10 protein-coding genes and 1 tRNA gene are annotated in these 22,339 nt (G+C 68.6%); 5 read left to right on the top strand and 6 right to left on the bottom strand.

What is annotated here, in order from left to right; translation table 11 throughout:
• Positions 1-54: 54 nt before the first annotated feature.
• The 3 genes from NFL01S_RS18755 to NFL01S_RS18745 all read right to left on the bottom strand — a co-directional run bounded on the left by NFL01S_RS18755 (position 55) and on the right by NFL01S_RS18745 (position 11,218).
• Positions 55-9,198, bottom strand: a complete 9,144-nt coding sequence (locus tag NFL01S_RS18755) for a condensation domain-containing protein (RefSeq protein WP_157116693.1) — start codon at positions 9,196-9,198, stop codon at positions 55-57.
• A gap of 128 nt (positions 9,199-9,326) precedes the next feature.
• Positions 9,327-10,310 carry a LuxR C-terminal-related transcriptional regulator gene (locus NFL01S_RS18750; protein WP_062977082.1) on the bottom strand — a complete coding sequence of 328 codons (984 nt, stop codon included), beginning with the start codon at positions 10,308-10,310 and terminating at the stop codon, positions 9,327-9,329.
• Positions 10,311-10,384: 74 nt separating this feature from the next.
• Positions 10,385-11,218, bottom strand: a complete 834-nt coding sequence (locus tag NFL01S_RS18745) for a M23 family metallopeptidase (protein WP_062977080.1) — start codon at positions 11,216-11,218, stop codon at positions 10,385-10,387.
• A 551-nt stretch (positions 11,219-11,769) separates the two neighbouring features.
• Between NFL01S_RS18745 and NFL01S_RS18740 the strand changes: the two genes are divergently transcribed.
• The gene (locus NFL01S_RS18740) at positions 11,770-12,162 is read left to right on the top strand and encodes an SCO5389 family protein (RefSeq protein ID WP_062977079.1); all 393 of its coding nucleotides are present in this window, start codon (positions 11,770-11,772) and stop codon (positions 12,160-12,162) included.
• 49 nt (positions 12,163-12,211) lie between these two features.
• Here the strand turns inward: NFL01S_RS18740 and NFL01S_RS18735 are convergent, their stop codons facing one another.
• A complete protein-coding gene (locus NFL01S_RS18735) occupies positions 12,212-13,849 on the bottom strand; it encodes a long-chain fatty acid--CoA ligase (RefSeq protein ID WP_062977077.1) in 1,638 nt (545 codons plus the stop codon).
• Positions 13,850-14,419: 570 nt separating this feature from the next.
• On the opposite strand from NFL01S_RS18735, the gene NFL01S_RS18730 reads away from it, so the two are divergent.
• A complete protein-coding gene (locus NFL01S_RS18730) occupies positions 14,420-15,880 on the top strand; it encodes a flavin-containing monooxygenase (protein ID WP_062977075.1) in 1,461 nt (486 codons plus the stop codon).
• A gap of 80 nt (positions 15,881-15,960) precedes the next feature.
• Positions 15,961-16,033 (top strand) — tRNA-Arg (locus tag NFL01S_RS18725).
• Between the two features lie 168 nt (positions 16,034-16,201).
• Here the strand turns inward: NFL01S_RS18725 and NFL01S_RS35600 are convergent.
• On the bottom strand, positions 16,202-16,498 hold the full coding sequence (locus NFL01S_RS35600; RefSeq protein ID WP_157116691.1) for a hypothetical protein: 297 nt from the start codon (positions 16,496-16,498) through the stop codon (positions 16,202-16,204).
• Positions 16,499-16,941: 443 nt separating this feature from the next.
• Here NFL01S_RS35600 and NFL01S_RS18720 point away from each other — a divergent pair, with 443 nt between their 5' ends.
• Positions 16,942-18,879, top strand: coding sequence for a cytochrome c oxidase assembly protein (locus tag NFL01S_RS18720; protein ID WP_063915998.1), 1,938 nt, complete (start codon positions 16,942-16,944; stop codon positions 18,877-18,879).
• On the opposite strand, the gene NFL01S_RS18715 is transcribed toward NFL01S_RS18720, so the two are convergent.
• Positions 18,868-21,132: a heavy metal translocating P-type ATPase gene (locus NFL01S_RS18715; RefSeq protein ID WP_062977072.1), complete on the bottom strand. Its 2,265-nt coding sequence runs from the start codon at positions 21,130-21,132 to the stop codon at positions 18,868-18,870. The genes NFL01S_RS18720 and NFL01S_RS18715 overlap by 12 nt on opposite strands.
• A gap of 154 nt (positions 21,133-21,286) precedes the next feature.
• Between NFL01S_RS18715 and NFL01S_RS18710 the strand changes: the two genes are divergently transcribed.
• Positions 21,287-21,997: a zf-HC2 domain-containing protein gene (locus tag NFL01S_RS18710; RefSeq protein WP_084492883.1), complete on the top strand. Its 711-nt coding sequence runs from the start codon at positions 21,287-21,289 to the stop codon at positions 21,995-21,997.
• Positions 21,998-22,339 lie beyond the last annotated feature (342 nt).

Here is a 22,339-nt window from a genome sequence, read left to right as displayed (position 1 = left end):
ACCGCCCCGGTCACTGTTCGACCATCCGGTGACCGTATCCGGACCGACCGGCCGTCAGCCGATCAGAGCAGGCAGGTCCAGCACCCAGGCGACCTCGTGCCAGGCCGGACCGGGCGGACCGCCCTCCGCCAGGATCAGCGCCATGAGATCGGGTAGTGCCCCGGGACGGAGGAACCCGAGCCCCTCGTTGTCGGACCACAGATGGGTGATCCATTCCTCGGCGGTAGTCACCTTCCGGCCGTCGCCGGGGGGCAGCACCACCGAGGCCCCCGCGGCCCCGGCCGCCACGAACTCCGTCACCGCCGCCGGACCGTCGCCACGGCCGTAACCGTATGTCCTGGCCTCGTAGGTCAGCTCGGTGGCGGCGTGTACCCGCGCCACCGCGGCCGCCAACCGGTCGTAGGTCACCCGCCGGCCGGTGGCGTCCACCACCGCGAGATCGCCGCCGCGCAGCGGCCGGACCCGGTGCGCGTGGGTGACCGGCCGTGAGGACTGCCGGCCCATTTCGGCCTGTATTGCCGGATCGTCCAGTATCAGCCACTCCGCCTCCGGCGTCCGCGGCGCGGCGGTCACCGCCAGAGCGAACTCCACCACCAGACCGGCGGTCACCGCCACCTGCACGGCGTCGGCCGGCACCAGGGCCGCACCGGCTTTGAGTACCGCCCAGGTGGCCACCACCGAATCCATACCGCGCTCCAGTGCGGTCACCACCCCGGTCCCCGGCCCGCAGCCGCGAGCGATCAGAACCCGCGCCAACCGAGACGAACGGGTATCCAGTTCCTGGTAGGTCATCACCTCGTCGCCGCGGATCACTGCCGGTCCGTCCGGATCGTCCTCCACGGAGACCGTGAGGGTCCGCGCAAGCGCTATTCCCGCGGTAGCTGTCGAAACCGCCGGTCCGCCGGCGTATTCGATCCCCACCGCATCCGGCGGTCCGAATACCGCCGGGGCAGGCACTGTCCCGGGCGAACCCGCCGGGACACCCCACCCCGGAGCAGCGGCACGGCGGACCGTATCCACCGGGCCGGCCTGATCAGCAGGCGCCGTATCGCCCGTTCTCTCGGCAACATCGGTGTCGGCGACCGATGCGCCTCCCACAGAACCCGCCTCGGCAACGAGTCCCGCCGCAGCGGGACCGGTCGCGCCCACCGGGTCGGCCCGTTCGGCAGGCCGGATGACTCCCTTATCCGCGGCAATGCCCGTTTCGGCCGGGGCTATCCCGGTCATACCCGCCGGAACATCCGGCCCACCACCGGACGTGCCATCCATGCCCACCGAAACTACTGCCCCACCACCGGACTCAGTTCCCGGCACCCCCGCCGCCACCGCCGGGACACCGGACCCAGCGCCCCGCATATCCGCCGGAACCACTGATTCGGAGCCGAGCGCCACGTCCGCAGCATCGAGGGGTTCGGCAGCATGCTCCGGTTCGGAGTCACCGATGATATCGATCTCCCCGACCCGCAACCGTGGCTCCGCGGCGACCGCGGTGAGGATCCGGGCCAACCGGTCGCCGAACGAGAGCACCGTCTCCTCGTCGAAGAGGTCGGTGCGGTACGCCAGCGCCATCCGGAGCTCGCCGGGAGCGCCGTCTCGCTCGCGGCACGGGTCGATATCTATTCGCAGATCGACCTGCGCGTCCGATATCCCGTGATCCAGTTCGCGAACCGCCAGTCCCGGCAGATTCACGACGGCCGGTTTGTCGAGTTGCGACAACAACACACCGAACAGCGGCTCACGTGCGGATGTTGCAGCGTCGACGACCTGTTCGAAAGGAGTATCGGCGTTGGCGGTGGCGGCCAGATTCGTTTCCCGGGTGCGGTCCAGGAGTTCGGTGAAGGTCTGTGTGGCCCGTACTCGCGTTCGCACGGTAACCGTATTCGCGAACCGGCCGACCAGATCGGCCAGCGCCGGTTCGTCGCGGCCGGTGATCCGGCGGCCGACCGCGATATCAGCGGCACCCGTCGACCGGTGCAGCAGTGCGGTCACTGCCGCATGCACGATCAGGAGAACGGTGGCACCGCGTTCCTCGGCCAACGCGTCCAGCGACCGGTGCACGTGCGCGGGCATAGCGATATCGATTGCGGCATCGGGTAGCGATATCCGTTCCGGGCGTGGCCGGTCCGGTGGCAGCCCGCTGTTCCCGGCAGACCCACGCAACTGCTGCCGCCAATATCCCAATTGCTGTGCCGTCAGGGAATTCTCGTCGTCCTCGGCACCGAGCAGAGCGCACTGCCAGATCGCGTAATCGCTGTACTGCACCGGTAGCGGCGACCAGCGCGGCGATTCCCCGCTCACCCGTGCCAGGTACGCGGTCATCAGATCCCGCAGCAACGGCGCCGGGGACGCACTGTCCGCGGCGATCCGGTGTGCCACCAGTGCGAGGATATGCCGGTCCGCGCCGGTAGCGAGCAGCAGTCCACGAATGGGCGCCGCGGTGGTGATATCGAAAGCGGTGGCGCGTAATTCGGCAATACTGCCGGATGGGTCGTCGGTATCCGCGATTTCCAGGCCGCCGCGCAGTACCTGGGCCACCGGCAGGATGTCCTGATACGGCACCCCGTCCGGGCCCGCCGGGTAGCGGGTGCGCAGCGGTTCGTGGCGTTCCAGTAGGTCCGAGATCGCGTACCGCAGCGCCGAGGTGTCGAGCGCACCGGTGAGTCCCACGGCGAGCACGATATTGTGCGCGCCCGGGTCCGCCCGGCCCCCCAGCCATATCCGGTGCTGGTTGGGCGCGAGCGGGATCCGCTCCGGCCGCTCGGCCCGATCCAGGGCCGGCCGCTGCATCGCCCGGCCGGCACCGGGTTCCACCCGGGCGGCCAGCGCGGAGACAACGGGAGCTTCGAACACCGCGCGCAGGGTGAGATCGGCGCCCAGCGCTTCGTTGATACGGGCCACCGCCCGGCTCGCCAGCAGCGAGTTACCGCCGAGGGCGAAGAAATCGTCGTCCGCGCCGACCCGGTCGTCGTCGAGGAGCTCGGCGAACACTTCGGCGACAACAGTTTCCGTACTGTCCGCGGGTTCCGCATAGGCCGCGCGTTCCACCGGAGGTCCGGGGGATACCGCATCGACCGTTTCGGGCCCGTCCCCCCACTCGCGCGACTGCCGGCGACCGGTGTATTCCAGGTTGGCGCGTCCGGCGAATCCTGCCCACCGCCCGAAATCCCCGGACCGGTACATCCGCGCCCCCGGGGCACCGAAGGGGTCGGCGACGAATCGTGTCGCGGTGAGTCCGGGCCGGTCCAGGTAGCCACGCGCCAGTTGGGCGCCCGCCACGTAGATTTCGCCGGGTACGCCCACCGGTGCGGGCTGTAACCGGTCGTCGAGAACAAGCGCGTCCAGGCCCGGCAACGCCCGCCCGATCACACTGGCCGGATTGTCCACCAGATGTTCGTCCAGGATCAGGTACGAGGCGTGCACGGTGGTTTCGGCGGTGCCGTACATACTCACCACCCACGGCGCGTCCCTTTCGCCGCCCCCGGAGGCGCCGTGACGCTCGTACCAGGGCCGCAGCCTGCGCAGGTCGAGCGCTTCGCCGCCCAGCACCACATACCGCAGGGCGGACGTGTCATCCGCCGGGTCCGCGACGCGGTCGGCCTCGGTGAAGCGGTAGAACTCCGGCGGAGTCTGACCGATCACCGTGACCCGTTCGCGTACGAGTAGTTCGCGGAATCGTTGCGGCGACTCGGCGGTCTCCTCGTCGACCACCACCACGCAACCCCCGCCGGCGAGTGCGCACCACAGCTCCCATACAGAGAAGCCGGAGGTGACGGGATGGAACAGCGCCCATATATCGGCGTCGTCGAAATCGAACAGCAACTGAGTGTTCGCGAACAGCTCCACCACATTGCGATGGGTCACGCCGGTGGGGTCGGACGAGTGCGCGGCATACATCAGGTTGCCGGGCCGCAGTGGCGCATGCCGGTCCATGTCGGTGACCGGGGCCGCGGAATGGTGTGTGGTTTCTTCGACAACCACCACGGCCAGGCCCGCGGGCACCGCATCCCGCATCGCCGCGACGGTGAGAACAACGACGGACTGCCCTTCCGGGTACCCGGGCCGCGCCGTATCGATCGGCAGGTACGCGGCGCCCGCCAGCAGCACGCCGAGCAGGGCCACCGGAAGGACCTCGGTGCGCGGTACCGCCACCGCCACCAGGGTTTCCGGGCCGGCACCCGCATCGATCAATCCGCGCGCCACCCGGTAGGAGCAACCGAGTAATTCGTCGAAACTCGAGACCACATCCCCGGACCGCACGGCCGGGGCCGCCGGATCCAGGCGGGCACGGGCCTCGATCAGGTCGACCACGGTCACCGGCGGCACCGCGGCGCCCGCACTGTTCCATTCCCGCAGAACCAGTTCACGTTCCCCGGGGAAGAGCAGGTCGATATCGCCCACGACGACGCCGGGATCGGCCGCCACGGCGGCCAGGATCCGGAGCAACCGGTCGGCGTGATCTCCGACAGTCGGTGCGTCGAACAGGTCGCGGGCGTAGGTGAAAGTGAGGGTGGCACCGGCGCCGTCGGCCACCAGATCCACGCGCAGATCCAGCTTTTCCGGTAGCTCCGCGGGTTCGCTGTCGGTCGACAGCAAAACCCGGAAGGGCGGCTGACCGGCCACCGTGCGGAGGGTGTCGATCAGGTGACCGAGGCGTTCGCTGCCCCGGCCGACTGTGCCCAGGGCCGCGGCCCCGGCTTCCCGGGCCTCGACCAGTAGCGCATCGAAACTGCCCGCCGGATTCACGTGAGTATGCAGAACCGACAGCCCCGCCGCAGACCCCTTGGTGGCATACGCGCCCACCGCGGTTTCCCGGTATCCGGACAATCGCGCCAGCAATACGGCCAGCGCAGCCTGCACCACGGTGAAATCGTTCGTATCACATTGCCCGGCAGCGATATCCAGTGCGTCGTGCAGCTCGCTGTCCAATTCCCGGCGTAACACACCGCTGCGCCGGGACGCGGTAACCGGCCGCGGCCGGTCGGCAGGTAGCTCGCCGTGAACGCCGAGCGCTGTGGGAGGGTCCCACCAGCCCGCGGCCGGTAGGGCAACCTGCGCGGGCACGGCCAGCAGCTGCCCTACGAGCGCTCGCAACAGCTCCGAGAGTGCTTGCGCGCAGATTTCGGCGACACTGTCGCGGCGGTAACGCAACCGCAGCAGCAACCGGTCGGCCGATTCCACCACCAGTGTCACCGGGTGGTGGCTGTCGATCCGGGTGGTGATATCCACGACCTCCAGACCGTCGAGCGCACCGGCCGCGGCGCGCAACCCGGCCGCGTCGATCGGGTCGGGATCGAAGACCAGCACGGTATCGAAAAGGTGGGCGGCGCCCGGCGGGGTACCGGCCGGGTCGAGATAGTGGTGTTCGAGCAGGGTGGCCTGCTCCGACTGGATCCGGGTGAGTAATTCCCGCACGGTCCGGCCGGGCGTGAGCTGAACCCGCACGGGAATCGTATCGGCCAGAAGCCCGGCCATCTCGTCCGCTCCACCGAGCTCCGGCGGGCGGCCCGGCACGACAGCGCCGAAGACGATATCCGTGCGCCCGGTGAGACTCGCCAGGACCAGCGCCCACAGGGCCCGCACCACGGTTTCGACCGTGACACCGGAGGCCACCGCGTAGGAGGCCATCGCCGCAGTTTCCTCTTCGCCGAGCACGTGCACCGTCTCCCCGTACCCGTCCTCCGGCTGCGCGGACGGAGCGAGTACCGCGGCGAGTTCGGTGGGCCGGACGCCGCGCAGCACCTCCGACCAGCGGGCGCGGGCGGCCTCGGCATCGCCGTGCGCGCGCCATCGGAGGTATTCGCGGTAGGGCGGCGGATCGGGCAGCGCCGCCCCGTCGCCGTGCCGCCCGTACAGGGCCAGCAGATCCCGCAGCAGAATCGCCGCCGACGCGGTATCGAACAGCAGCGGATGCGCGACCAGCACGCAATGCGTACGCCCCGACACCGTGCGGTAGACGGTGAACCGCAATGGTGGCGCGCTGTCCAGGGCAAATCCGATGCGGTGTTCGGTAGCCAGCAGGTCGGCCATCTCGTAGTCGCCGACATCCTCGACCACCCGCCACGGGACTTCGGTGGTTTCGATGACCAACTGCACCGGGATACCGTCGGCGCCGGTAGTGAATATCGAACGCAGCGCCGGATGCCGGTCGGAGAGCGCCTGCGCGGCACTGTGCAACCGGTCGAGGTCGACAACACCGCCGAGTTCCAGCGCGAAAAGCATCGCATCGCCGCCGGATCCCTCCGCGGCGAGCTGGGAACGGAAGAACAGACCGGTACCCAAGGGCCCCAGCGGCAGCACCTCCGCCAGGCGCGGATATACCGCCCGCCACGCCTCCAGTTCCGCTTCCGCCACTGGTATCAGCGGCGAATCGAGCCCGCCCGCGGCAGGGCCCCCGGCATGCCTGGCCAGTGCACGCACAGCGGCCAGCCAGTCACCGGCAAGCTCCCGGACGGCGGATTCGTCGACGATATCCGCGAGATAACCGAACACCACGGTCAGCGCGCCGTCGGATCGCACGACGGCATCGATATCGACAACCAGGTCCACAGGCATACTCGGGTCGGGTTCGCCGGGGACGTCGCCCAGTTCACCGGTCGGCGCCCAGGCCGGATCGGCGCGGGCGGCCACTCCCCCGTCGCGGCAGGTGAAACCGATCTGCGCCGGGGCCGCACCGGGGGCGGCCGGGTGCAGTGCTCCGAAACCGGCGCCCCCGTCCGGAACCGCGCCGAGCTGCGCGGATACGGTCTGCAGCAGTTCGGCGGTTTCGACGCCACCGCGTAACGCGGCATCGCCGGCGATACCGGACAAGTCCAGGGCCACCGGGTATTCGGTGCTGAATCGGCCGACCGTGCGAGCGATATCGACCTCGGACAGCACTGCCGACGAACGACCGTCCCCTTCGAGGCGAACCCGGGTGAAAGCACAATCCACACCACGCCGTAACCGCCAGTTCCGCACGGCCAGCGCCAGCGCCGCCACCAGCGGATCGTCGGTGCCGGTTCCGTACCGGTCCGGTAGCGCGGCCCGGACCTTACCGGCGATACCGGCCGGTACCTCGACCGCGAACCGGCACACCGCCGCGTGGATATCGGTGGCAGGGTCCACCGGCCGGGCCCCGAGTAACGGGTCGGGCGTGGCCAGAACAGCACGCCAGTAGTCTTTTTCGTTTTCCCGGTCCGCTGTGAACAGCGTATGCGCGCAGGTCCGGAACGATTTTCCGGCGGGCGGTAGCTCGACATCGCGACCCGCAGCCATGTGTTCCCACGCTCGTGCCAGATCGTCGACGACAATGCGCCAGGACGCGGCATCGACGACGTATTGATGCACGGCCAAAAGCAGTGCGTCCCGCGCGCCGGGCCGGCGCAGCCAAGTGGCGGCGACCATCCGGCCGCCCAGCGGGTCCAGCTGAGCCACCGCAGAATTGGCTGCCGCCCGGAGGATCTCGGCCGGCGCGGTACCGCCGGTGCCCGCCGGCACCTCGACCTCGGAGATCAGTACACCGGCCCCCGGCAGGTAGTCCGGCAACTCGAAGCAGTATCGGTCGCCCTCGGTCACCACCTGGGCGCGCAACATTTCATGGCCGGCCAGTACCGCACCCACGGTGGCCGCCAGCCCGGCGCGATCGATACCTTCCGGCAGCGACAGCACCATACTCTGCGCGAACCCCGGAAACACCCCACCGGCAAGGTAACGGCCGAGAAGCGGGGTCAGCGGAACCTCGCCCGTACGGTCGCTTGCCGGATCGGTCACTGTCTCCACGAAACCCGGCTCACCGCCGGGGGTCACGCGTTCGCTGCCGTCCACCGAACCGGCGTAGCCAACCGAACCGGCGCCGCCCCGCAGTTCGCGCGGCCACGGTGCGGCAAGGCGGGCACCGGCGACAGCATTCGCCGACTCGCCACCGTAGGCCCGCAGCCGGGAATCGACACTGTCCGAGAACTCGATCTCCAGGCCCTGCGGTGTTTCGACGTACCGGGCCAGGTCGCCCGTCCGGTACATGCGGGTGCCCGGCCTGCCGTTGCCGCCGGGGACGGCGACGAAACGTGACGCGGTCAGTGCAGGCAGATTCGCATAGCCCTGCGCCAGGACCGGGCCCACCAGATAGAGTTCGCCCACGTCGCCCGCGAGGACCGGTCGCAACCGGGCGTCGAGAACCAGCATCTCGACCCCGGCCGCCGCGGTACCGATGGTGCCCGGCCGGTCCGGCAGCGCCGGGCCGGTATTCGTGGCGACGATCCCGGCCTCGGAGCAGCCGTAGGAGGTGACGAAACAGTGTTCTCTCGCCCAGCGACCGGTCGGCGCGGATCCGTTCCGATCACCTATGACGGCGACCAGCGCCAGGTCGTCGAGCCCGGCCGGGTCCACTGATTCCGCGACGGCTGCGGTGGTGATCAGGTGCGTCACCTGTTCCCGATGGATCAGTTCGCCCAGTTCGCGCCCGCCGGATACACCGGCCGGGGCGATGACCAGGGTCGCGCCCGCGGTACAGGTGAGGAGTAATTCGAGAACAGCGATATCGACGGTCGGCGAGCAACTGTGCACGACCCGGGAATCACTGGATATCCCATAGCTGTCGCCGACCGCGGCGACCACCGCGCCGAGTCCGGCGTGCGGGACCACGATGCCTGCGAGTTCACCGGAGGGACCGCAGGGGTAGGTGATATAGGCGGGATGACGCTCGTCGAGTGTCCGGATCCGGTCGGTGTAGGAGATGGGATGCCGGGGCCGCCGGGCGATACGGTCGGCCTGGACCGGGTCGTCGAGTTCGATCCAGTACAGGGCGCGTCCCAGGACCCGCCGGTACATCGAGGTGGTCAGGCCGAAGGCAGCCCCCGAATCGGTGGCGATGGACGTGATCCGGTCGGCCGGGTCGGCGGGGTCGATGAAAATGTGGGCGGCACCGGTCTTGGCGACCGCCCATACCGACAGCACCGATTCCGGGCTGCGCGCTATGCCGATCGCCACCACATCGCCCGGTCCGACTCCGCGTTCGATGAGTTCCCGCGCGACCTGCGAGGACCGCTGGTCCAGCTCCCGGTAGGTCAGCTCCAGCTGATCGGCGGGCGCGCCCGTCGGGTTGTAGCGAATCGCGACCTCATCCGCGGCGGATTCCACCGCAGCGGTCAGCAACTGGCCGAGAGGAGGGGTGCCCGCACGACGCCGGCGACTGCCACGAGGGGAACGACGGGCAGTTTCCATTCGAGTGCATTCACCCTCTCGCATCGAACCCGGATCCGGCCCCCGCGTGCCCGAACGGCGGAGAATCGGAGTGCCCGGGGCGAGCGCGGTCCGGCCATCATATCGGCCGGACCGGTCTTGCGATCAGTTCAGAGCCAGCCGCGGCGAATTGCCTGTACCCCGGCCTGGAACCGGGTGCTTGCTCCGAGCCGTTCGAGCAGCCGCGCGGTCCGGCGGACCACCGTGCGCCGCGACATCCCGAGCCGGCGCGCGATCGTATCGTCGGTCGCGCCCATGCTCATCATGGTGAGAATGGCCCGGTCGCGTTCGTCGAGTTCGTCGGCGGCAGGCTGCACCGAGATGGGCGCCGACAGTGTCCACAACACATCGAAACTGCGGACCAGCAGATCCAGCAGGGGGGAACCGCTGATTCGCAAGGCCATCGGATCGGGCCGGCGTTCGTCGGCGTGCAGGACGAGACTGGCCCGCTCGTCGTCGGCGACGATCAGCTTGAACGGCGGATCGGGCAGGGTGCGGGCCTGCGCCCCGCGGGCGTTGGTGGCCAGCGTATGCCGCAGCCGGTCGGCATCCTGGTAGATCGTGTCCTGATAGAGGATCCGATACCGCACGCCTTCGGCCATCCGGGCCTGTTTGAGATCGCTGATCCGGCTGTCGCGTTCGGTATCGCCGAGGTGCGGAGTGCGCTCCACCATTTTCACGCCGTATGCGGCATTGGCGTGCAGGGTCTCGAAATCCGCCAGCAGCTCGGCCCGTTCGAATACGGGAACCACCGCACCGTTCCAGCCCTGGGCGCGGCGTACCGATCGGAAGGTTTCGCTGAGCCGGGCCGCGGCGGCATGCATGGTGCTGATCTGTTGCCGGCGCCGGCGGGCTTCGGCCTCCGACAGCGATTCGGGGGCATGCGCGTCCCAGCGCGGTGTGCCGTCGGCATCCACTACCCGGAGCACCGCGCGCAGCTCCGACAATTCGTCCAGGGCCGTTTCGACGGCGGAGTCGGACAGGCCGGTGTGCCGCGCGATATCCGCGGTACCGGATCGCGGTCGCTGCACCAGGGTCGCGTAGACGCGCCCGTGGATGGAGTCGGGTTCGAAGATTTCCGCCAGTTCGGTCACGCCGGGGGGTCGTAGGTCTCCTTGCAGCCCGGTGGGACCGGTAAGGATCGGACGGTCGAGAGAGTTCGAGGAACTCAGTGCGAGGGTCCCCACTCCAGTGGCACCCCCTTGGAAGCCATCCACGTCATCGGATCGATTTTGTTCCCACCCTGGTCCCAGATCTCGAGGTGCAGATGCGGACCGGTGGATTGGCCGCGGTTGCCGACGGTGGCGATCACCTCGCCCGCCTGTACCCGCTGCCCCTGTGTGACATAGATATCGTTCACATGGCCGTAGACGCCGGTGGTGCCGTCGTCGTGCAGGACCCGGACCCACATACCGAACCCGGAGGCCGGCCCGGCCTCGATCACCGTGCCGTCGGCGACCGATTTGATCGGCGCGCCCAGGGCATCGGCGAAATCGATGCCGTAGTGCATGGCGCCCCAGCGACTTCCGTAACTGGAGCTGACCATCCCTGCCACCGGGCGTACGACCGGCGCGGGAGCGAACTGCTGGTGCAGCTGTTTCAGGGTCTGTTCCGCATGGGCCAGCGGCGCGGCGACCTCGGGCGGCAGGTTGCTCAGCCCGAAGGGGGCGGCAACAGGAGCCGGGGCAGCGATCTCGGCGGCCTGAACGGGGGCCGGTGCCGGGGCCGGAGCTGCTACGTGCGCCGCCGCCGACTGCTCGGCGGGCTGTGCGATCTCCTCGGCGACCGGAGGGGCGGGTTCGGCCTCGGCGGCCTCCTTTTCACCGCTGCCCGGGAGCAGCGGAGCGGCGTAGGCCAGCGCCGGCGCAATCTGCGAGGCGGTACCGATGATCGCGCCCGCCGCGACAGCGGCCCCGGCAGCCGCCCGGGCCTTCTCGACGGCCGTGGCCGCGGCCCGGTGGCGATGAGGCCGCACGCGGACCTCGTCGCCGATGAGGCTCATAACGGTGATGGAACCGGTGCCTGATCGATGGTGCGCCACTGTCCGTCCTCGCTATCCGGTCAACATGTTCACGAATGCCCCACGTGCGGATCCAGACCCGAGCCCGGTAAACGTAACGTTTAGGCATCCGTTGTGACGGTAACTCTACCGCCCCGTGACCATATCGCAACCTTACCCCGAAACGTGGTGGTCAGCGGCCTGAAATCCCGGAGTGAAACGGTCACGAACGCGCGAATTTCCCGTGACCTTACCGCCCATGAACCAGTCGCCGGCGATATGAACCCACATCGTCCACGACTCCCCGGTCCGCTCCCCCGGCCCGAGGCCGCGCCCGTTTCACCCCACGACAAGCCGGCCCGGCCACCGCCACCACCGCGAGCCCACCGGACGACCGGCCAGTTCGGCGGACAACCAAAACTGCCACCACCGAACATCTTTCAACGGCAATGCACTGTTATTGACAACCGCTTTCGATTAGACTCGGCCGGGCAGATCTGCCGCGGGTTTCCGCATCACCTGTCGCCCAGACCAGTTGACCTCAGGAGGTCGCCGTGTCCCTAGATGTCCCCACCGCCCTGTTGGAACGCGCCGAAAGCGGCGAGATCAGCGACGCCGAATTCGTCGAATGCGTCCGCACCTCACTGCCCTACGCATGGGAGGTCGTCAGCCGCGTCGCCGATGAACTGCAGACCGGCACCGTGGAATTCGCCGACAACGAGGTGGCCCCGCCGGACGAGACCGCACGTGGCCAGCTGTTGCGTGCCCTGGCCTCCGACGCCATCCGAGGCGGACTGGAACGACATTTCGGCGTGAAGCTGGCATTCCAGAACTGCCATCGCGTCGCGGCGTTCCCGCTCGCGGCCGTCGGCGGTGATACGTACAACCGCTTCATCAGCCCGCGCAACCAGTTGCTCAACCAGAGCCCGGAACTGCGCAACTGCTGAGAATTCCGCTCCCCGGCGCGGTTCGCGCCGGGGAGCGCGTTTCCGGTGCTCAGCGCACCGTGGTCACATCCAGTTCGCCGTCGGCGTGCCGCGCCCGCAACCGCTTCTTGTCGAATTTGCCGACGCTGGTCTTGGGCACCTCGTCGATGAAGGTCCAGTACTCGGGCAGCTGCCATTTCGCGAACCGCGACGACAGGAATTCACGCAACTCCTCCGGCTGCACCGAGGCGCCCTCGGCCACCACGATCGCCGCCAGCGGCCGTTCGTCCCATTTCTCGTCCGGGATGCCGATGACGGCCGCCTCCGCGACCGCCGGATGACCCATCACGGCATTCTCCAGGTCCACCGAGGAGATCCACTCACCGCCGGACTTGATGACATCCTTGGACCGGTCCACCAACGTCAGATAACCGTTCGGCGTGATCTTGCCGACGTCGCCCGTGCGCAGCCAGCCGTCGTCGAATTTGCCCGGGTCCACCGCCACCCCCTCGGGTGAGTAGTAGGAGCCGGTGATCCACGGCCCGCGGACCTCCAGCTCTCCCAGAGATTTTCCGTCGTTGGGCACCACCGACCCGTCGTCTCCGACCAATCGCGCCTGCACGGCGGCCGGGAAGCGCCCCTGAGTGACCCGGTAGGTCCAGGCCTCTTCCTCGCTCACCCCGTGCGGTGGATGCGCCAGGCTGCCGAGCGGCGAGGTTTCGGTCATCCCCCAGGCATGCACCACCCGCACCCCGTGCTTCTCCTCGAACGCCTTCATCATCGACGGCGGCGCGGCCGAACCGCCCACCACCACCGCGCGCAGATGAGTGATGTCCTGCGGCTGCGCCGCCAGCGCCGCGAGCACGCCACCCCAGATGGTCGGCACGGCCGCGGCGAAGGTCGGCTTCACCGCCGCCATCATCTCCAGCAGTGGGCCGGGCTGGAGGAAGCGGTCCGGCATCAACACGTTCGCACCGGTCATCAGCGCCGCATACGGCAAACCCCAGGCATTGGCGTGGAACATCGGCACGATGCCGAGCACGGTGTCGTCGATACGCAACCCCATCGCAGAGGGGGTAGTGGCCTGCATGGAGTGCAGCCAGTTGGAGCGATGCGAATACACCACGCCCTTGGGGTCGCCGGTGGTGCCGGAGGTGTAGCACATCGCTGCCGCCGAACGTTCGTCGACGACCGGGAAGTCGAAGCTGTCGGGATATTTCGCGAGGAGTTCGGCGTAGTCGTGCACGGTGACCCCGTCGACCGCGGGCACGGCCGCGGCATCCCCGTTCACCACGATCACATGCCGGACCGTTTTCAGCTGGGGCAGATACTGCCCGAACATCGGCACCAGGCTGCCGTCGACCAGTACCACCTGGTCTTCGGCATGGTTGGCGACATAGATCAGCTGTTCGGGCGAGAGCCGGATGTTGAGGGCGTGCAGCACCGACCCCATCGCGGGAATGGCGATATAGGCAACAAGATGTTCGTTGTTGTTCCACATGAAGGTGCCGACCCGGTCGCCCCGCCCGATGCCGAGATCGGTGAGCGCATTGGCCAGCCGGGCCGACTCGGCGCCGACCTCCCGATAGGTCATGGTGCGCACTCCGTCGCCGGTCCAGGTGGACACCGTGGAATCGCCGACGAAGGTGGACGCGTAGCGCAACAGCGTCGCCAGCGAGAGCTGGTCGTCCATCATGGTGCTCAACATCGGAAATACCCCTTACTGATCTGGGTGGCGGAGGGCACGCGATACGAGCCCGGTCCCCTTCGGTGAGACACAGAAGCGGGCATGACTCACATCACACCGCCGGAGACTACCGCGGAGTAGCCCGACATGGGGAGGGTAGGCCGAAAACCGTTCGAGATAAGGGTAGGCGCTGGTCAGCGGGCGAGAATCGACGCGCGGCCACGGCGGCCGGGCGGCGGGATGAGACGCAGTGCCCGCGACGCCCCCTGCGGGCCACCGGCACTGCGTCATCGCCGCCGAGCACCCACTTGTGATAGCCGGGAATTCGGTGCGCTGCCAAGTCAGATAACGAAACGACATCTAAACGAGACACGGCCGGTATCCGTGTACCGACTGATGGGATGAATCCACCACCGGCTCGGCCGTGCGACCACGCATTATGATCGGCACGGACCTCCGGAGCGGAGAAATCCGGAATCACTTACAGATGCACGCGCAGCGCCGTTCGAGGCCGGAAATCTGGCCGGAAATATCGATTCACTGACCTTCGTTCCCCTCCGATACGAGCGGCCGCCGACCTACGCTTGGATCATGACAACGCCGTCGATAATCATCATCGGGGCCGGCTTCGGCGGGCTCGGTATGGGACTCGAACTCCTGCGGGCAGGGATAGACGATTTCACCATCGTCGAACGCGCCCAGGATCTCGGCGGCGTATGGCGGGAGAACACCTACCCCGGCGCGGCCTGCGACGTACCGAGCCCCCTGTACTCGTGGTCCTTCGAACCGCGCTCCGATTGGCCGCGGCGTTTCTCCGAGCAGCCCGATATCCACGACTACATGCGCCGCGTGGTCGGCAAATACGATCTCGAACGCTATATCCGCTTCGGCACCGAGATCAGCGACGCCGAATACGACGAAACCACCGCGAAATGGCAGATCCGCACCGTCGGCGGCGACCTGCTCGCCGCCGACGTGCTGATCTCCGCCGTCGGCCAGCTCTCCCGGCCCGCCATGCCGAACATCCCCGGTATCGACACCTTCGGCGGGCCCGCCTTCCACTCCGCCGAATGGGACCATTCCGCCGACCTCACCGGCAAACGGGTCGCCTGTATCGGCACCGGCGCCAGCGCTATCCAATACATTCCCCGCATCCAGCCGATCGCCGAACACCTCACACTGTTCCAGCGTTCCGCCGCCTGGGTGCTCCCCAAGGCCGACGCCGCATACGCCGCCCGCCACCACGCCGTGTTCAAGTATCTGCCCCCGGTCCGCTGGGCCGAGCGCTTCGGCTGGTGGATGTTCTTCGAAGTGATGGCGCTGGCCCTCACCGATCTGCAGGGGATCCAGGCCCCGGTCCTGAAGGTTGCCGAAGCTCACCGCGCCAGGCAGATTCCCGACCCGATCCTGCGCGAAAAACTCACCCCCGACTACGCCGCCGGCTGTAAGCGCGCCCTCTTCTCGAACGACTACTTCCCCGCCCTCGGCCGGCCGAACGTCACCGTGGAAACCAACCCGATCACCGAGATCACCCCCGCCGGCGTGCGCACCGCCGACGGAATCGACCACGAAGTCGACGTCATCATCTACGGCACCGGCTTCAAGGGCACCGAATTCCTTGCCCCCATGAACATCTACGGCACCGACGGCCGCAAACTGGCCGACGCCTGGGCCGCCGAAGGCGCCCGCGCCTACCTCGGCATCTCGGTCCCGAAATTCCCCAACCTGTTCATGATGTACGGGCCGAACACCAACGTCGGCTCGGGCTCCATCGTCTACATGCTCGAATCCCAGGCCCGCTACATCCGCCAAGCCGTCGAATACCTCCGCCACCACCCCGGCCGCGGCCTGGCCGCCCGCGCAGAAACCGAACAGCGCTGGGACAACTGGCTCCAGAAACGCCTGAAAGACACACCCTGGAACTTCTGCTCCAGCTGGTACCGCAACGCCTCGGGCCGCATCACCAACAACTGGCCCGGCGCCACGGTCCTCTACCGCTGGAAAACCCGCCGCTTCGACCCCGCCGACTACGAAACCACGCTCGCATCCTGAACCATCCCGGGCCGCTCGACCTACGATGCGGCTTCACAGCGGGTCACCCGGTAGACTCTCGCCCACCGGCCCCCGGCCCGGCCCTCGTAGCTCAGGGGATAGAGCACCGCTCTCCTAAAGCGGGTGTCGCAGGTTCGAATCCTGCCGAGGGCACAACCTGCGACAGCATTACCGCAGGTCAAGTGGGTTTCTCGCTCCGCGACGGGCTTGAGCTTCATCAGTAGAACCGCATATGTACAGGTCAAAGGGTTGCCCTGGTTCGATCCTCCAGGAAACACAAAACAAGGGCAACGGTACTGGCAATTCACCGGAATTCAGGGGTCAGCCAACTTCGGAACATCCTGCCTGCCACCTCAGCAGTGCAGCAATAGCCTTCGCCTGCGCGGCCGCGATGCGCTCTGCTTCCGCACCACTGACATAGCGAATCGCGAAAGTCGCCGTCACCCCGTCACACTCCACGTCGGCAGCATGTTGGACAGGTACGTCGGCCGGATTGCCGTCCGGTCCTGATGCTGCCGGGTCGACAGCTCCGCCCCGGTCGCCCATTGACGCCTCACTCCCAGGAACAACCGACTCGGGCACCACCGAGACAGGATCGACCTCGTTGCGTCCAGCCATTCGAGGGATTCTCGTCCGAACCACACCGCAGCTCGGGCAGGCGCGCTGGCCTCTTGCTCGGCACTTGCGCCCAGGACCGCCCGAAGACGACGCCTGCTCACCCTGGGTGTACTGGTGGTTCTCGGCGGAGGATGTCGATGTAGTCGGGTCTGCCGGACATCCAACGGGCGGTAGAGGCGAATGCCGTAGTAGAACCGCTGGCCTTCGGTCGCACGCAACGGCCTTCCCCGCCGGCCCGCCGGATCCGCCCGACACAGTCCGACCGGGGGATCCGGAGTAGCGTGCCGCCGGTTCGGCGCGATCGAAGGCGCCCGGCTGAAGAACCGAGAGCTAGCTCATATTCGCTGCTTTCCGGGAACTGTCCAACCGGTCCACACGACTACCGGTCAACAGCGGGCACACCGAGCGCCTGGCGGATTGCGAGAGACAGGGTGAGCATCGGGATGTTCTCGACGCGAGCGGTATGGGCCGGCGCGGCGGCTGCCGCGGTGGTCGCGGTGGCCGGCGCGACGATCACGGCCGGAGAGACCACCTACACCGCGGCGGGCACAGCCTTTCCAGGGATCGCCCAGGCGCTCTGCTACGCCGTACTCCGGGCGGTCGCTATGGTGGCGGGCGCGCTCACCCTCGGCGCATCGGTATATACGGTGTGCTGTACCGGGACCACCAGACGCGGAAGGGTCGGCGTGGACGGCTACGCCGGGCTCCGGGTCGTCGAGCGCGCGGCAACGATATGGCTGGTGACGGCAGTCGCGTTGATCCCGGTGACCGCAGCGGATATCGGTGGGACCACGACTGTGGAGTTGCTGCGAGCGGGCACACTCGGTCCGCTACTGGACGCGAGCGAGAAGCCCAAGGCATGGGTGGTGGTCGCGCTGCTGGCCGCGATCGTCGCTCTGGTCGCCCGGCTGACGCTGTCATGGCTCGGCGCCGCGGCAACGCTGTTGTTCGCCGCGATCGGTGTGTTACCGCCGGTACTCGTCGGCAACGCCGGAGAAGGGCCGGGGCACGACTACGCGACCGGGGCGGTGTTGCTGTTCCAGCCGGCCTTGTCCGTGTGCTGCGGGTTGCTCTGGTGCGCGAGTGCGCATCTGCGGCGCGGCGGCGCTCATCGGGACACCGTGATTCACCGGGTCCGGATGCTCACCACCGGTTGCCTGATCGTGGCGGCAGCCACGGGCCTGCTGCTGGTCGCACTGTTGCTGCCGCCGGACCGGATGGTCACCACCGGCTACGGGCGTCTCGTCCTCGGGGCGGCGATTCTCGGAGTTCTCGTCGCGCTGCTGGCGTGGCGGTCCGGCCGGGAAGGGATCCGCGCCGGAGATATGTTCGGCGTGGCGGGAGCCACGGTCCTGGTCGCCATCGCCGTACTTGCCGCGGCGGGAGTGCGGCCGGCGCCGGCGTTCGAGGGACGCCGGTTCACCGCGCACGAGGCGTTCATCGGGTTCGATATCGTCGAACCGCCGACGGCGCTGCGGCTCCTGACCTTCTGGCGTTTCGATATGGTGCTCGGTAGCGCGGCACTTGCCGGGATCGTCCTCTATTGCGCCGGGGTACTGTGCCTGCGCCGCCGTGGCGACGGCTGGTCGCCGCGGCGCACACTGTCGTGGATACTGGGCTGCCTGACACTGCTCGTCGCGACCTCGTCGGGGATCGGCGCCTACGGATACGCGATGTTCAGCCTGCACATGATCACCCATATGACCCTCAACATGGTCGTGCCGGTGCTACTGGTACTCGGCGCCCCGATGACTCTGCTGTTACGGGTGACCCGTCCCGCCGGCAAGGGCGAGCTCCGGGGGGTGCGTGAGGGAGTGCTGGCGGTATTGCATTCCAGACCGAGCGCCGTTCTCGCCCATCCGGGCTTCTCCATCCCGGTGTTCGTGGTGACGCTGTACGGGTTGTACTTCACCTCGCTGTTCGAGAATCTGATCAGCTATCACTGGGGCCACGTTCTGATGAACGTGCACTTCCTGATCGTCGGTTACCTCTTCTACTGGGCCATCGTCGGAATCGATCCCGGACCTCGGCGCCTGCCGCATCTGGGACGGCTGGGCATGCTGTTCGCGATCATGCCGTTCCACGCGTTCTTCGGGGTGGTGGTGATGTCGACGGCGACGGTGATCGGCGGCCGGTTCTACACCAACCTGCAATTGCCCTGGGGAATCGACCTGCTGGCGGATCAGCACGCGGGAGGCGGTATCGCCTGGGTGTCCGGCGAGGTGCCGGTTCTGCTCGTGGTCGGTGCGCTGCTGACGCAGTGGATCACCCAGGACCGGCGGACCGCCGTACGCACCGACCGCAAGGACGAGACGTACGGCGATTCCGATCTGGATGCGTACAACGCGATGCTGGCCGAGCTGGCCCGCTCACGCCGATGAGGTCATCCGCATACGGCGCAACCGCAGACTGTTGGTGACGACGAAGAACGAGGAGAAGGCCATGGCCGCCCCGGCTATCAGCGGGTTGAGCCAGCCGAGCGCGGCCACCGGGATGGCGACGACGTTGTAGCCGAACGCCCACACCAGGTTCATGCGGATGGTGCGCAGGGTCGCGTGTGCCAGCTCGATGGCGGCGGGGACGGTGTCCAGGTCGGCGCGGACCAGGATCATATCGGCGGCCGCGATGGCGACATCGGTGCCCGCGCCGATGGCCAGCCCGAGATCGGCGGTGGCGAGCGCGGCGCCGTCGTTGATCCCGTCGCCCACCATGGCGACCCGGTGCCCCGCCGACTGTAGTTCGGTGATGCGGGTGACCTTGTCCTGCGGGAGGAGGTCTGCGTACACCTCGGTGACGCCGATCTCGGTGGCGACTGCCCGCGCGGCGAAAGCGTTGTCGCCGGTGAGCATCACGGTGCGCAGGCCGAGCCGGTGCAGCCGGGCGATCGCGGCCGGGGCCGAGTCCTGCACGGTGTCGGCGACGGCGAGGACAGCGACCACGGACTCGTCCACCGCGAGGTACACCGCGGTCCGGCCGGCCCGGGCATGCCGGTCGAGTTCGGCGGCGAGTTCGGCCGGTGGGACCCGGCCTTCCTCGGACATCAGCCGGGGCCGTCCTACGAGCACATCCCGGCCGAGCACCCGCCCGCGCGCACCGAGTCCCGGTAGCGCCTCGAAATCTTCGACCTCCGGCACCTGACCGGCCCGGCGGGCCGCCTGGGCGATGGCCGCGGCGACAGCGTGCTCGGATGCGGCTTCCACCGCACCCGCCAGTCGCAACGCCTCGCTGTCCTCGATTCCGTGGGCGGTGACGGCGACCATCCGCATCACGCCGTGGGTGACCGTGCCGGTCTTGTCGAAGACCACCACGTCCACATCCCGCGTCGCTTCCAGTGCCTGGTGTCCTTTGAGGAAGATGCCGGCGCGGGCGCCGCGACCCGAGGCGACCATCAGCGCGGTGGGGATGGCGAGGCCGAGCGCGCAGGGGCAGGCGACCACCAGCACGGCGATCGCCGCGGCGCCCGCGTCGTCCACCGACCCACCGGTAGCCAGCCAACCGGCGAACGTCGCGATGGCGGCGACGAAAACGAACGGGACGAACACGGCTGATACCCGGTCGGCGACGCGCTGCATCCGGGCCTTGCCCTGCTGCGCCTCGTCGACGAGCCGGATCATTCCCGACAGGGCGGTATCCGGACCGACCGCGGTGGCCTCGACGATGATCCGCCCCGTCAGCGAAACGGTTCCGCCGACCACAGCGTCACCGGCAGAGATCTCGAGCGGCACCGATTCACCGGTCATGGCGCTCGCGTCGAGGCTGGTGGCGCCGCCCACCACAGTGCCGTCCGCGGCGACGGTCTCGCCGGGACGCACGACGAACCGCTGGCCCGCACCGAGTTCGCCGGTAGGCACGGTGATCTCGCGGCCGTCCCGGGTGAGCACGGTGACCTCCGACGCGGTCAGGGCGGCGAGGGCACGCAGCGCCGAGCCGGCGGTGCGTTTAGCCCGGGCTTCGAAATAGCGGCCGGCCAGGACGAAGGTGGCGATCCCCGCGGCGACCTCGAGGTAGATCGAATCGCTGGACCACAACGCCGCCCAGACACCCTCCGGTGTCTCGGTGCGGGCGGGCGCGAAGTACATGGTGTGCAGCGACCACACCGTGGCGGTGAGCACCCCGACCGAAACCAGCGTGTCCATACTGGCCGCGCGATGGTGGGCATTGGCCAGCGCCCGCCGGTGGAACGGTGCGGCCGCCCACAACACCACCGGCAATGCCAGCGCGGTGAGCAGCACCTGCCAGCCGTCGAACCGGGCACTGGGGATGAACGCGAACATCACCGACAGATCGGCCAGCGGGAAGAAGGCCAGCAGCGCGACGAACAACCGCCGCCGCAGGTCTGTGACCTCGGCGTCCTCGGCGCCGGTCGCGGCGAAGGCAGGGGTGTCGACCGAGGCCGGTTCGGCGGAGTATCCGGCGGCGGTGACCTCCGCGCACAGCCTGTCCGCGGTGATCGCGGGATCGGTATCGACGGTGGCCCGGCCGGTCGCGTAGTTGACGGCCGCAGTGACGCCATCGAATTTGTTGAGCCGGCGTTCCACCCGGGCGGCGCAGGCCGCGCAGCTCATCCCTCCGACGGTGAGACTGACGCGGATGGTCCGCTCGGGCGCAACGGCTTCGGGGCGGGTCGGCATCATCGCGCTGTTCCACGGGATCGGCGGGGTCCGGGCAGCGCACGGAAGATCGATGGATTCGGCACGGTCGAGCAGTCGGATGCGCGGGCCGCCCGGTTCCCGGAAGCCCGGGTGATCCCGGCGACACCACGCCGGACGGTGGTGCGAGAATCGGCGCGTGAAATGCTCGGTGGCACGGGAATCGCTGTCCGCTCGGCTCGACGGCGAGGCCGGGCCGGTGCCCGCTGCCCGGCTGGACGAACATCTCACACAATGTCCGCCGTGCCGCCGGTGGTATGCGACGGCGACCGCCCTGACCCCTGAGCACCGGCTCGCTCCGGCGCCACCGGTCCCCGATCTCACCGAGCGGATTCTCGCCGCGGCACCCGCCGCGCCCCGTCGGCGCGGACCGGCCGCCGGGTTCGGGATACGTGTTCTGCTCGTGCTCGTGGGCATCGGGCAACTCGCAATGGGTGCGGCTCAGCTCGGGGGCTTCGATTTCGGGATGACCGGTACGCATGCCGGGCACCAGGCGGGGCCCGCGGTGCATCTGTTCAACGAGAGCACGGCATGGACCCTGGCGCTGGGCGCCGGGTTCCTGACCGCGGCGTGGCGGCCGCGATCGGCCACGGTGCTGCTGCCGGTCGTGGGAGTTTTCGTGATGATTCTGAGCGGTTTCGTGGTCGTGGACTGGTTCCAGGACCGGGTGACCGTCGAGCGGCTGGCGTCGCATTCGCCGGTTGCGCTGGGAACTGTGCTGCTGCTGTCGCTGTGCGTACCTGCGTGGTGGGACGCGCTCCGCGCGCGCCGCGCCACGGCCTCGGGCACCGTGGCCACCGGACCAGGGCGCTCGGATATCGGCACCTCGGTCCAGGACTCCGCAGCCTGACGACATCAGGCGGCGCAGCCCAGGTCACACGACGGGCACGGACCCGCGCAGCCTCTCGCAACACCTTCTGTACCTGTGACGACTCCCGTTGCGGCTCCCAGGCCGGCACAACTTCAATTCTCCGCTCCGATGGCAGCTCCCACTCCGACGCCGACTCCGATCTACAACCCCGGCCGCGACTGCGCGAACTGCTCTACCTCCGACCCGACTCCGATCCCGATCCTGGCCACGCCCCCGCTGCGTCTGCGGTCCCGGCTCGACTGCGACGGCCGCCACCATGACTCCCGACTCCGAGCGCGGCTGCGGCCAGAACCGCGACCGCAACTACTACGACGACTACCG

Source organism: Nocardia flavorosea NBRC 108225 (assembly GCF_001613385.1).
GTDB lineage: Bacteria > Actinomycetota > Actinomycetes > Mycobacteriales > Mycobacteriaceae > Nocardia > Nocardia flavorosea.
Note: the sequence above shows the minus strand (reverse complement) of the source record. Positions and strands in the feature narration are given on the sequence as shown.